This is a genomic window from Fusobacterium ulcerans, from assembly GCF_003019675.1.
GTDB classification, from domain to species: domain Bacteria; phylum Fusobacteriota; class Fusobacteriia; order Fusobacteriales; family Fusobacteriaceae; genus Fusobacterium_A; species Fusobacterium_A ulcerans.
Genome location: NZ_CP028105.1, coordinates 1,683,725 through 1,696,783 on the forward strand (window position 1 = coordinate 1,683,725; position 13,059 = coordinate 1,696,783).

Below are 13,059 nucleotides of genomic sequence, written 5' to 3' on the forward strand. Positions count from 1 at the left end.
AAAAGGTTTCAATGAATGTTGAGACCTTTTTTATTTTGAAAAATAAAAAACATACAAGTTTATACTTGTTAAGACGTGTATGAAATACGGTTTTACATTTTTATGAATTTTTAATACTATATAGCTATAAGAAGAGGGATGAAATTTTAAAGCTATAGTTTTAAATAATTGGTACATTTTTAAGAAGATTTTTAAATTTTTGATTGATCTTGGAGGGATGAAAATGAAAGAAATGACTAACTTGGATATTATATTTGAAATGTATGAAAAACCTTATATGAAAAAAGAAAATAAAGAGAGAGGTTATCATGAAATAACTAATTTTGATATCATACTTTATGTATCTAAAAAACTTGAAGAGAGAACTAAGAAAATAAAAGAGACAAAAGAAAATAACTCTGATAAGGTAAAACAAGTTTTTGTTAATGGCAAATTGGAGACAATTAAATAATTTTATAAATTAGATCTAATATTGATATGATGTTAGATCTTTTTTATTGAATTTATAAAAAAAATATATAATTGAAAATACATAAATTGTATAAATCAAGAATAAAATCTCCAATTTAACTTAAGTTAGCGAGAAAAAAAGGTCTCAAATTCTTGCGTAATAATTTTTCAAAAAATACATAAATGAAATTAAAATTCTATTTGAATAAAATAATGGTTGACATACATCGTTTAAAGGAGTATAATCCTAACAATATCAAAAAGTTTTGTAACTCCTGTACTTAAAAAATAGTACTTTTTTTATTATGTGCATATATTAAGTATAGAAATTATAAAGAAGATAATAAAATTGTAAGGGGGAACTTATGAAAAAATATTTTGTTGGACTTTTTATGTTTTTATTTTCAGTGTTCAGCTTTGCTGCTGATTACCATATTGGAGTGGTAAGTGGAACAGTATCTCAATCGGAAGACAGTCTTCGTGGAGCTGAGGAACTAGTAAAAATGTATGGAGCAAGTGATAAAGGTGGAATGGTAACTCATGTTACTTATCCAGATAACTTCATGCAGGAAATGGAAACTACTATTTCTCAAATGGTAGGATTAGCAGATGATCCTCAAATGAAAGTTATAATAGTAGCAGAAGCTGTTCCAGGAACTGTTGAAGCTTTTAGAAGAATAAGAGAAAAAAGACCTGATATATTATTAATAGCTAATGCTCCACATGAAGATCCAGAGATCATCAGTGATGCAGCTGATTTGGTAACTAATCCAGATAATGTGGCAAGAGGATATCTAATAGTAAAAGCTGCTAAAGAAATGGGAGCTACTAAATTTATGCATATATCTTTCCCAAGACATTTAAGCTATGAGTTATTATCAAGAAGAAGAAATATAATGGCTGAAACTGCTAAAGATCTTGGAATGGAGTTTATTGATATGTCTGCTCCAGACCCAGTAAGTGATGTTGGAGTAGCAGGAGCTCAACAATATATATTAGAACAAGTACCTAACTGGTTAGAAAAATATGGTAAAGACACAGCATTCTTTGCAACAAATGATGCTCATACAGAGCCATTATTAAAAAGAGTAGCTGAGGTTGGAGGATACTTTGTAGAAGCAGACTTGCCATCTCCTACAATGGGATACCCTGGAGCTTTAGGAATAAAATTCTCTGAAGATGAAAAAGGGAACTGGCCAAAAATATTAAAGAAAGTTGAAGATACAGTAGTAGCAAAAGGTGGAGCTGGAAGAATGGGAACATGGGCTTATTCATATAACTTTATTTCAGTAATTGCTTTAGGAGAACATGCAAGAGCAGTTGTGGAAAAAGGTGTAGATGCTACTGACTTCGATTCTATCATGGATTCATTGAAGAAATTTACTCCAGGTGCTGGATGGAACGGAAGTAACTATACAGATGTTAATGGAGTAGAGAAAGAGAACTTCTACTTATTATATCAAGATACATATGTTTTAGGGAAAGGTTACATGAATATGACTAATGAAACTGTTCCTGAAAAATATTTCAAAATAAAATAATAAGGGAGGGGTAATCCCCCTCCTTTAATTTTCAAGGGGTGAAAATGTGGATAAAGTATTATTGAAAATAGAGGGGCTTTCAAAGTCTTTTGGAGAAAATGTAGTATTAAAAGATATAAATTTGGAGGTTAAACCTGGTGAAATAGTAGGACTGGTAGGAGAAAATGGTGCTGGAAAATCTACTTTGATGAAGGCTATTTTTGGTATGCCGGTTATTTCTGAAACAGGAGGATATGGAGGAAAAATAATCTTCGATGGTGAAGAAACAAATTTTAAATCTCCATTTGATGCTCTTGCTGTAGGGATAGGAATGGTTCATCAGGAATTTTCTTTAATACCTGGGTTCAAAGCAAATGAGAATATAGTTTTAAATAGAGAATCTACTGCTAATAGTTTTTTAGAAAATCTTTTTGGTGAAAGAATAAGAAGAATAGACTCGAAAAATATAGAGGAAAGAGCAGGTAATGCTATTTCTCAACTAGGTATTGAGATAGATCCTAATACTGTTATTAATGAAATGCCTGTAGCACATAAACAATTTACAGAGATAGCTCGTGAAATAGAGAGAGAAAAAACAAAACTTCTGGTATTGGATGAACCTACTGCTGTTTTAACAGAGGAAGAAGCAAAGGTACTGCTTGAAACTATGAGAAGATTATCTGAAAAAGGAATATCTATAATCTTTATTACGCATAGGCTGGAAGAAATAATGAATGTATGTGATACAGTAGTAGTTTTGAGAGATGGACTTTTAATCAATGCTGTAAATACAAAAGATACAAATGTAAACCAGATAACAGAATGGATGATAGGAAGAAAAATGGGAGAGTCTGAAGAGAAGGTTGAAACTTTGGATGAAACTAAAGAAACTATTCTTTCTGTAAAAAACTTCTGGGTAGATATGCCAGGAGAAATGGTAAAAGGTCTAAACCTTGATATTAAAAAAGGTGAGATATTAGGACTGGGAGGTATGGCTGGTCAGGGTAAAATAGGGATTGCCAATGGAGTAATGGGACTGTATGATGCAAGTGGAAAAATAGTATTTAAAGGTCAGGAGATAAAGTTAAATAATCCAAATAATCCATTGGAAAAAGGAATATTTTTTGTTTCAGAAGACAGAAAAGGAGTAGGACTCCTTCTTGAAAGTTCTATTGAAGAAAATATAGCCTATCCAGCTATGCAGATACAAAGAAAATTCTTTAAGAAAAGATTTGGAGGTTTATTCAATCTTGCAGATGAAGAAGCAATGAGGGAAAACGCTCAGGACTATATAAAGAAACTGGAAATAAGATGTATGAGTGAAAAACAGAAAGTTCAGGAGTTAAGTGGAGGAAATCAGCAGAAAGTATGTCTGGCAAAAGCGTTCACTATGGACCCTGAAGTTTTATTCGTATCAGAACCTACAAGAGGAATAGATGTAGGGGCTAAGAAATTAGTTTTAGATACTTTGAAGGAGTATAACTCAACTAAAGGGACAACTATAATAATAACATCTTCTGAAATAGAGGAACTAAGAAGTATATGTGACAGAATTGCAATAATAAATGAAGGAAAAGTTGCTGGAATACTACCACCTACAGCAGATATATTAGAGTTTGGAAAAATGATGGTAGGAGTGTCAAAGGAGGGAAACAATGAATAATATCAAGACTATGCTAAAGAATGCAGGGTGGCCTAGAATAATAATAACTCTGTTTCTTTTATCAATGTATATAGTTTCTCCCTTTATAGGAATAAATTTAAAATCAGCTTTAGGGGATACATTAGTAAGATTTGGAATGAATGCTATACTGGTTTTATCTCTTGTACCAATGATACAGTCTGGAACTGGATTGAACTTTGGAATGCCTTTGGGAGTAGAAGCTGGACTCTTGGGAGCAGTAATAAGTATAGAGATGGGGCTTAGCGGATTTGTAGGATTTGCAGGGGCAATAATAATATCAATTCCTTTTGCTATTTTATTTGGATGGATATATGGACATATCCTTAATAAAGTAAAAGGTGGAGAAATGATGATTGCTACATATATTGGATTCTCATCAGTTGCTGTCATGTGTATAATGTGGCTTGTTCTTCCATTTAAAAGTCAGGATATGATCTGGGCTTATGGAGGAGAAGGGCTTCGTACTACTATCAGTGTTGAAAGTCATTGGCATAGAATTCTTGACAAGGTTCTCCATATGCCAAGTGATATGCTTCCAGTAGGAGAAATAGTATTCTTTGGGATACTGGCTTTTGGAATGTGGATATTCTTTAGATCAAGAACTGGGTATGCGATGAAAGCTGTAGGAACTAATGATAAATTTGCAAAAGCAACTGGAATCAATATAGACAAAATAAGAATAGAGTCTGTTGTTATGTCCACAGTATTAGCAGCAATTGGAATTGTAGTGTATCAACAAAGTTTTGGATTTGTACAGTTATATCTTGCACCATTTTATATGGCATTCCCTGCTATAGCAGCAATACTTATAGGGGGAGCATCTGTAAATAAAGTTACTATTGTCAATGTTATAGTTGGAACATTTTTATTTCAAGGAATATTGACAATGACACCTACAGTTGTTAATAATATAATCCAGACAGATATGTCAGAAACGATAAGAATCATAGTATCTAATGGAATGATATTATATGCTTTGACAAGAAAGGAAGGTGCTGGAAGTGGAAAATAAAATCAAAAAATTCTTAGTAAATAATGTAGTTCCTATTTTTATGGTGATAATAATACTTCTGTCTATACCAATTTCTGGATTGAGTATAGAATATCTTATTCAGGAAATAATTCTGAGATTGTCTCGTAATCTTTTCCTTGTACTGTCTCTTTTGATACCTATAATAGCAGGAATGGGATTAAACTTTGGTATAGTACTGGGAGCAATGGCTGGACAGATAGCTCTTATATTTATAACTGATTGGAATGTAGTTGGGCTTCAGGGATTTTTTCTTGCAGTGATAATTACTCTTCCAATAGCAGCCTTTATGGGTTATATAGGTGGAGTTGTTTTAAATAGAGCAAAAGGTAGAGAAATGATTACTTCTATGATACTTGGATTTTTTATAAATGGAGTATATCAGCTTTTAGTTCTATATGGAATGGGAAAAGTTATCCCTATAAGAAATGAAGCTATACTTCTTTCAAGAGGACATGGAATAAGAAATGCAATAGATCTTAAAAATATAAGAAGAGCTTTAGATGATGGAATAGTTTTTAATATAGGACAATATTCTATTCCTGTATTAACTATCCTTGCTATAGTACTTTTATGCCTTTTTATAGTTTGGTTCAGAAAAACTAAACTTGGTCAGGATATGAGAGCAATAGGACAGGACATAGAAGTATCTAAATCTTCTGGAATTGCAGTTGACAGAACAAGGATATTAGCTATTGTTATTTCAACTATTCTTGCAGGGATAGGGCAACTAATATTTCTTCAAAATATTGGAACTATGAATACATATAACAGCCATGAGCAAATAGGAATGTTTGCTATTGCTGCTCTTTTAATAGGGGGAGCAACTGTATCTAAAGCCAGTATTCCAAATGCACTTAGTGGAGTAATCCTTTTTCATACTATGTTTGTTCTGGCTCCAAGAGCGGGAAAAGAACTTATTGGTTCAGCACAGATAGGAGAATATTTCAGAGTATTTGTATCTTATGGAATAATTGCTTTGGTTCTTATTCTTCATCAATGGAGAAGAGAGAAAGAAAAAGAGGCAGAAAGAAAAAGAATACTTGAAATGAATTCTAGTCAGGTAGGTGGTAACTAATGAAAATAGTTAGAAACTGGATAATTTTGATAGTTGTACTTGTAGGGATTGCTGCTGCTCTCTTTGTCAGTGGAAAACAGCATAAAGTTTTCATAGATAATAAAAAAGTTGGTGAATATGTAGCTGTAGATGTTTCATATTCTGTAAATGGAGAAAAAGCTAAAAAAATCAGAGTAAATAAAAAAGCTATGGTATATGTAAAAGGACCTAAACATAAATTAATTATTGAATTTAAAGACACTACTGGAAAAAATGTAACATTAGAAAATGAATTTAAACTTACACCAACTGAAGATGCAACTATTTATCTTCCTCTGTTGATAAACGGAGAAGAAAACTGGATAAAAAGCGACAATTAAATTAATCTTAAATCTAATAATAGAGCTCTCTTTCTTTAGAGAGCTTTTCATTTTTTTTAACTAAAAAATGTCAAAAAAAGTTATCTTTTTTTCAATTAGTATGGTATAATATATTGTTATTTAATTAAAAAAAATATGTCTTTTTTGAATTATGATAAATAATATTTAAAAAGATGTATTCTGACGCTGATATGGGGATAAGCAGAAAAATGATCACCAGTAATAGTGGTCAATATAACAGAGATGTATTAGGAAAATCAATGGGATTTTCTGCGGACTTTATTAACTCGGAGGAAAAAATGAGAAAAAAAATATTTGTATTATTAATTTTTCTTTTTTCTTTTACTGCTTTTTCAGGAACTACAATAAACGAAAGTGAGCTAAAAAATAAACAGTTTTATCTAAATAAAAGAATTGATTTTAGTGCAATACAAGGAAATGAAAGAAAAAAATTATTCATACAAACACTTGTACCAATAATTGAAAACATAGAAATGGAGATAAAAACTGAAAAAGAGCAGGTAAAGAAAATAATAGAAAAAGGTGTAAGAACCCAAGAAGAAAAGGATATTTTAAATAATGCTTTTGCAAAATACAAAGTAAAAAACATGAATACTGATGAACTTTTGAATAAAATGATAGTTCCACCTACTTCATTGATAATAGCTCAAGCTTCATTAGAAAGCGGGTGGGGGACCTCAAACGTAGCTAAAAAAGGAAATAACCTTTTTGGAATGAAGTCTTTTTCAAAAGAACAGGAGAAAAGTGTCAAGGTAGGAAAAGGAACTTATTATAAAAAGTATAATACTATTGATGATTCTGTAAAGGATTATATAATGACATTAGCAAGACATGGAGCTTATAAACAACTTAGAGCTGCAATAGTTAATGGCGAAAATTCATTAAAGTTGGTAAAACACTTGAATAATTATTCTGAAATAAGAGAAGAGTACGGAAGAAAACTTACTACTATAATAAAAGCAAATGATTTATTAGAGCATGATGCCTAGTTTAAAAAGATGAAAAAGAATATTAAATTATTTGATTTTCAAAATATAAGTGTTTGAAAATAAAACATTTTTTTTAAATTACACTTGACAAGATGCGAAAAATAATATAAACTTTAAGTAGTTAAAAAATTTTATGAATATTAGGAGGGATTTTAATGTACGTAATAGATAAAGACGCTTGTATAGGATGCGGAGCTTGTGAAGGAACTTGTCCAGTAGGAGCAATATCATCAACTGATGATGGAAAATATGGAATATCAGATTCATGTGTTGACTGTGGAGCTTGTGCAGGTGGATGTCCTGTTTCTGCTATAGCAGCTGAGTAATTAAGTTAAATTAGAAAGAGCCTATTCAAGGCTCTTTTTTTTGTCTTTTTGTAAAAAAAAATTAACTGACAGTTAACAAAAAAATAATTGTTTATTATTGAAACACTCTTGTTGAGTTTTTCTTAAAAACTATAGAGATAGAGAGTGGATATGATTAAGCTGGGTAGAGGCAGGAAAAGAATTATATTAAGCAGATAAGAAAAGAATATAAAAAAGAGAGTAATCAAAGCTAAAAATTCTATTTTGCTTCTAAATTACTCTCTCTTAATTATATATAGTTTAAAAATTATCTGGGTTTTAAATAAAGTTGTTAAAATTTATTGTCTATAGATTACAGCTAAGAATATCTTTAATTATTTGTTCTTTAGTAATACCATTTTCTTCCATAATTTCATTTACCTCATATCTATCAATAAATTCTTTTTTGAATCCATAATTTTTAACTTTCATATCTGTTGTTCCATAGAAAGATGCTATCTTTTCTCCAAATCCACCATTTAAAATACCATCTTCTAAAGTGATAACTATATCATGATTATTTTGAAGTTCTGTGAGCATTTCTTTATCAAGTCCTGTAATATATCTTGGATTAATTAATGTTGGTGTAAATCCAAGTTCTTTTTCTATTTCTCTTAAAACCTCTTCTCCTAATTGATAAAAATCCCCTAAAGCTAATATTGCTACTTTACTTCCTTTTACATCCATTTGATATTTGTTAATATTACTGTAATCAGTGTCAACATGTCTATTATCTGATATGACATCATTACTTGGAATACGAATAGCTACAGGATACTGAGTTTGTTCTATACTCCAGTCCAGCATGGCAAGATATTCATCTTTAGAAGTAGGTGCCAGATAAATAATATTAGGGATATTTGAAATCAATGGAATATCAAAAATACCTAAGTGTGTAACATCGTTCATGCTGTAAATAGATGCTCCATTTACCAGAATAGTTGCAGGATTATTATTGATACATAAATCTTGTGATATTTGATCATATGTTCTTTGAATAAAACTTGAATATGTAGCAAATACCGGCTTACAACCATTTTTAGCAATTCCTGAAATCATGGCAACAGCGTGTTCTTCAGCAATTCCAACATCAATAAACTGTTTTCCTGCTTCTTTTCTTTTTTCAGAAGTAAATCCAATATTAGTTGGAACTCCTGCAACAACAGCAGTTACTTTAGGATCTTTTTTCATTTTATTCAATAGATATTCTCCAGTTATTGAACCATAATCTTCACCAAAAGACAGAGATACCTTTCCTGTTTCTATATCAAATGGAAAGTTCCAGTGCCAGTTTTCTTTATTCTCTTCAGCAAATTTAAATCCTTTACCTTTTTGAGTATTGATATGAACTACAATTGGGTGATTGATATCTTTTACCTTTGTAAATACTTCAATTAGGTTTTCAATATTATTTCCTTCATTTTCATAGATATAGTCTAATCCCATTGCTTTAAAGAGATTGCATTCATGAGTTCCATTGCTTTCTCTTAGTTTTTTTAGATTCTTGTATAGTCCTCCATGATTTTCAGCAATAGACATATCATTGTCATTGACAACAACAATGAAGTTACTGTTTAGATCTCCAGCAAAATCCAGCCCTTCTAATGCTTCTCCACCACTCAAAGAACCGTCTCCAATTACTGCAACAATATTTTCATTGTCATTTTTTAAATCTCTTGCTTTTGCTAATCCTGAAGCCAGACTGACAGATGTTGAAGTGTGACCAACATTAAACATATCATGCTCACTTTCCTCAGGATTTGTATAACCTGAAACATCATGAAAATGTTCTTCATATAGATAAGCATCTTTCCTTCCTGTAAGCATTTTATGAGGATAGCTTTGATGAGATACATCAAATACAAATTTATCCACTGGAGAGTTGAAAACATAGTGCATAGCAATTATTGCCTCAACCATTCCAAGATTTGGTCCTATATGTCCTCCAGTTTTACTCAATCTATTAAGCAGAGCAGCTCTCATTTCATCTGCCAGTTTTTTTAATTCTTCAATATTCATTTCTTTTAAATCTTTTGGACTGTTTATTTTTTCTAAATACATATTTTTCTCCTTATATAGTAATTTTATTTATTTTGTTTCTTGATATATCAAGTCTAACATCTGGAGTGGACTCTAGGTCAAGAAGTAATTTTAATTTTTTTATTGTGATAAAAATCCCCCTCCAAATATTATCTGAAGGGGAAAGGGAAGTAATTATTTTAAATTTGTCTTAAAGAAATTACCTAATTTATCAAAAGGAATCATATCAACACGGTCATATAAGTCTACATGTCCAGCACCAGGAACAATAAGTAATTCTTTTGGTTCAGCTGCACGTCTGTATGCATCTTCACTAAATTCTTTTGAATGAGCCTGATCTCCAGTGATAAATAACATTGGACGAGGAGAGATAGTTTCAATATCATTAAATGGATAGAAGTTCATGAATTTTATATTACTTGTAAGTGTTGGGTGAGTAGTTGTTTCAGTAGTAGCCCCTTCTGGAGTAAATTCTCCACGTGAAGTACGGTAAAAATCATAAAATTCTTTTTCTATTGGAGATGAGTTTTCATCAATTTTATGTACAGTACCACTTGTGTACTCAGTTTTTCCTCCATTAAATTCTGCATAACGTTGTTCAGCAGCATCAGCAATAAACTGTTTACGCTGCTCTAATGTCAATGAATGATTAAGTCCATTACGATTAGCAGATCCCATGTCATACATACTTACTGTGGCAATAGCTTTCATACGAGGATCGATTTTTGCTGCACTGATAGCAAAGCTTCCACTTCCACAGATACCAAGAGCTCCAATCTTATTTGGGTCAACAAATGAATGAGTTCCTAAAAAATCAACTGCTGCACTGAAATCTTCAGCATAGATATCTGGTGATACAGCATTACGAGGCTGGCCCTCTCTTTCACCCCAGAAAGATAAATCTATTGCAAGAGTTACGAATCCTTGTTCTGCCAGTTTTTGAGCATATAGATTAGAAGATTGTTCTTTTACTGCTCCCATTGGATGTCCAATAATAATTGCCGAGTTTTTAGTATTTTGTTTCATATTCTTAGGAACAAAGAGATTACCTGTAACTCCCATTTTATATTGGTTTTGAAATGTAACTTTTTGTAGAGTTACTTTATCGCTTTTATAAAAATTATCTGCTCCATTAGATATATCAGCAGCAAAAACACTTCCTGCTCCAACAGTCATTAAAGTCATTCCAATCATTGCTCTTTTACAAATTGATAATAATGATGATTTTTTCATTTTTAACCTCCTTAAATTTTAATGTTTCTTATCTTGAATAAAGTATATAATAAAAAAACTAAGATAACAAATACTTATATTGGATATCTTAATATGCTTATTTACTATATTTAAATTTTGATTCAAAGGAGGTGTGGTAAAGAAAATAAAAAAGGCTCTGGCAAATAAATTGTTGCCAAAACCTTAATAATAGTTATAAAAATATTTTAAAATTCTAAATTTTCAAGCCATGTATTTACTTCTCTTTTTGGTGCCATATTCAGTTCCCGTATCTTATAATAGATGATACTTCTTACAATATTTATATATTCCATCGTTTTCAACACTATCACATACCACATCCGCCATTTTTTTTACTTCTGCTCCTGCATTCCCCATTGCAATTCCTATTCCAACAGATTTCAACATAGGAATATCGTTATTACCATCTCCAAAAGCTATTGCTTGTTCCTTTGTCAGATTAAAATGTTCTAATGTTTTCTGTATTCCTAATGCTTTACTGCCACTCAATGGAATAATATCAACAGCTCTGTCCCACCATGCTGTGATTTCTGCACCATCTACTTCCCTTAATAAGCTGGAATATTCTTCTTTTCTCCCACCTGACATAATCTGATAGATATCCTGTTTAGATAAATAATCAAAATCGACTTCTGTAGGAACTGGTTCATGAGCAATCTTAAAATAATCTTCTAAGTCTTGATCACTTCCGTTAGCACCTAACATATCAAGTGATGCAAGTGCAACTGGTCTGTCTATGCTTGAAGCATTTTTAATAATTTGGTGGACTGTTTTTGCTGGGATAGGATTCTTATATATTACATTTTTTTTAGTACAGCAATATGAACCATTAAATGCAATAATCGCATCAAAATCTATTCCTTCAAATTTGGGTATTGTCAATAAAGCCCTTCCAGTAGCAATACAAATTTTAATATGATTACTTTTCAGTTTCAATAATGTTTCTTTCATCTTAGGAGATAATTCTTTAGTCCCTAATTTAAGTAATGTTCCATCTATATCAAAAAAAATAATCTTTGTATCCTTAATATTCACTATATTCCCCTTTCAACTATTATCCTATTGAACATATTTCAACTTCATTTCCATGTTCTTTGATGATGTCGATTAAATCTTCAGCCTGCATCCATACTGTTGCTGTATTATCATTAGGATGGACACCAATTAAGCCGTTTCCTTTCAAAAAATAATCATCCAAAAACATCTTTATTTTTCTTTCCTCATCATTCAATATTCCCAGTGGTGTCACTGCTCCTGGTATCAAGTGCATGATTTTTTTCAGTTCATCTTCTGTAGCAAAACTTAGTGGTCTTGTTTGATTTTCTTTTCGAAATTCTTTTAAGTTTACTCTTTTATCACCTTTTACAGTAATTAGATAATAGTTTTTCTTTTTATCATCCCTGACAAATAAGTTCTTTGCATCTGCTTCAGGATATGGAATATCAATTTGTGATAATTCTTCCATATTAAAAACAGCTTGGTGCTCTGTTACTTCATATTGTATATTTTTATCATTTAGGAAATTATATAACTCTTGCTTATACATTATTAGTCACCTCTGCAAATTTTAATTTGTCGATTATACCTTTTCATTAAAGGTAAATTGAATAATCACATTATACTGTATTTGTTCATTTCAGGCAATGAAAAATTTGTCCATTCTGTATGCTTCATTCTACAGCAACTTTATAGTATGACCTGCATGATTAATATACAAAATTTAAATATTTTTCCCCATAGTGTAAGCTTCATTTAAGGTATCAGGAAAATTTTTAATAGTTCTAGCAGCATCAGTACCCAGTCCTTTTACTACACCTTTTAAACTTGTTTTTTCAAAACACTCTATCCAGCCTTGCAGCCCTTTAATAGCTCCATCCATAGAATTTTTACTGCTGTCTGCTGCTGTTGCTAAAAGGTAGATATCAGTAAATGAGTAATCTACTGGAAATAGAGGATTTGTTCTGTCCAATAAAGTTTTCATCTGTCCACACATTTCATAAAAATATATAGGAGTAGCAAATACTATCGCATCAGCATGAAGCATCTCTTCTACAATATTGCTAGCGTCGTCTTTTATAATACATTTTTTAGTAGATTGGCAAACTAGACACCCTTTACAAAAATTAATAGTTTTGTTGTAAAGATCTATTTTTTTTACCTGATGCCCTGATTCAAGTGCACCTTTTTCAAATTCAGATGCTAATATATCTGAATTTCCTCCTTTACGTGGGCTGGTAGAAATAATTAAAACATTTTTTTTCATATCTTTTCTCCTTTTACATTTTAATTT

13 protein-coding genes are annotated in these 13,059 nt (G+C 31.1%); 8 read left to right on the top strand and 5 right to left on the bottom strand.

Features of this window, described 5'->3' with window-relative positions:
* Window positions 1-223: 223 nt before the first annotated feature.
* From C4N20_RS07865 to C4N20_RS07900, 8 genes are all read left to right on the top strand, one after another.
* On the top strand, window positions 224-451 hold the full coding sequence (locus C4N20_RS07865; RefSeq protein ID WP_005978785.1) for a hypothetical protein: 228 nt from the start codon (window positions 224-226) through the stop codon (window positions 449-451).
* 364 nt (window positions 452-815) lie between these two features.
* A complete protein-coding gene (locus C4N20_RS07870; protein WP_005978787.1) occupies window positions 816-1,991 on the top strand; it encodes a DUF3798 domain-containing protein in 1,176 nt (391 codons plus the stop codon).
* 46 nt (window positions 1,992-2,037) lie between these two features.
* Window positions 2,038-3,633 (top strand): sugar ABC transporter ATP-binding protein, encoded by a 1,596-nt coding sequence (locus C4N20_RS07875; protein WP_005978789.1) that lies wholly within the window; start codon window positions 2,038-2,040, stop codon window positions 3,631-3,633.
* Window positions 3,634-3,643: 10 nt separating this feature from the next.
* Window positions 3,644-4,666 carry an ABC transporter permease subunit gene (locus C4N20_RS07880; protein ID WP_172453943.1) on the top strand — a complete coding sequence of 341 codons (1,023 nt, stop codon included), beginning with the start codon at window positions 3,644-3,646 and terminating at the stop codon, window positions 4,664-4,666.
* On the top strand, window positions 4,656-5,762 hold the full coding sequence (locus C4N20_RS07885; protein ID WP_005978793.1) for an ABC transporter permease: 1,107 nt from the start codon (window positions 4,656-4,658) through the stop codon (window positions 5,760-5,762). The genes C4N20_RS07880 and C4N20_RS07885 overlap by 11 nt, the downstream gene beginning before the upstream one ends.
* Window positions 5,762-6,121 (top strand): DUF6672 family protein, encoded by a 360-nt coding sequence (locus C4N20_RS07890; RefSeq protein ID WP_005978795.1) that lies wholly within the window; start codon window positions 5,762-5,764, stop codon window positions 6,119-6,121. The genes C4N20_RS07885 and C4N20_RS07890 overlap by 1 nt, the downstream gene beginning before the upstream one ends.
* A 299-nt stretch (window positions 6,122-6,420) precedes the next feature.
* Window positions 6,421-7,131 carry a glucosaminidase domain-containing protein gene (locus C4N20_RS07895; RefSeq protein ID WP_040490789.1) on the top strand — a complete coding sequence of 237 codons (711 nt, stop codon included), beginning with the start codon at window positions 6,421-6,423 and terminating at the stop codon, window positions 7,129-7,131.
* 155 nt (window positions 7,132-7,286) lie between these two features.
* Window positions 7,287-7,457, top strand: a complete 171-nt coding sequence (locus tag C4N20_RS07900) for a DUF362 domain-containing protein (RefSeq protein WP_005978798.1) — start codon at window positions 7,287-7,289, stop codon at window positions 7,455-7,457.
* Window positions 7,458-7,781: 324 nt separating this feature from the next.
* Here C4N20_RS07900 and C4N20_RS07905 read toward each other — a convergent pair whose 3' ends face one another.
* From C4N20_RS07905 to C4N20_RS07925, 5 genes are all read right to left on the bottom strand, one after another.
* Entirely contained in the window at window positions 7,782-9,536 is a 1,755-nt protein-coding gene (locus C4N20_RS07905) for a 1-deoxy-D-xylulose-5-phosphate synthase (protein ID WP_005978800.1), read from the bottom strand.
* A 153-nt stretch (window positions 9,537-9,689) separates the two neighbouring features.
* Entirely contained in the window at window positions 9,690-10,748 is a 1,059-nt protein-coding gene (locus C4N20_RS07910) for an alpha/beta hydrolase (protein WP_005978803.1), read from the bottom strand.
* Window positions 10,749-11,021: 273 nt separating this feature from the next.
* On the bottom strand, window positions 11,022-11,804 hold the full coding sequence (locus C4N20_RS07915; protein ID WP_005978805.1) for a Cof-type HAD-IIB family hydrolase: 783 nt from the start codon (window positions 11,802-11,804) through the stop codon (window positions 11,022-11,024).
* Between the two features lie 19 nt (window positions 11,805-11,823).
* Window positions 11,824-12,315, bottom strand: a complete 492-nt coding sequence (locus C4N20_RS07920) for a prolyl-tRNA synthetase associated domain-containing protein (protein WP_005978807.1) — start codon at window positions 12,313-12,315, stop codon at window positions 11,824-11,826.
* Window positions 12,316-12,489: 174 nt separating this feature from the next.
* The gene (locus C4N20_RS07925) at window positions 12,490-13,032 is read right to left on the bottom strand and encodes a flavodoxin family protein (protein WP_005978809.1); all 543 of its coding nucleotides are present in this window, start codon (window positions 13,030-13,032) and stop codon (window positions 12,490-12,492) included.
* Between the last annotated feature and the right edge of the window lie 27 nt (window positions 13,033-13,059).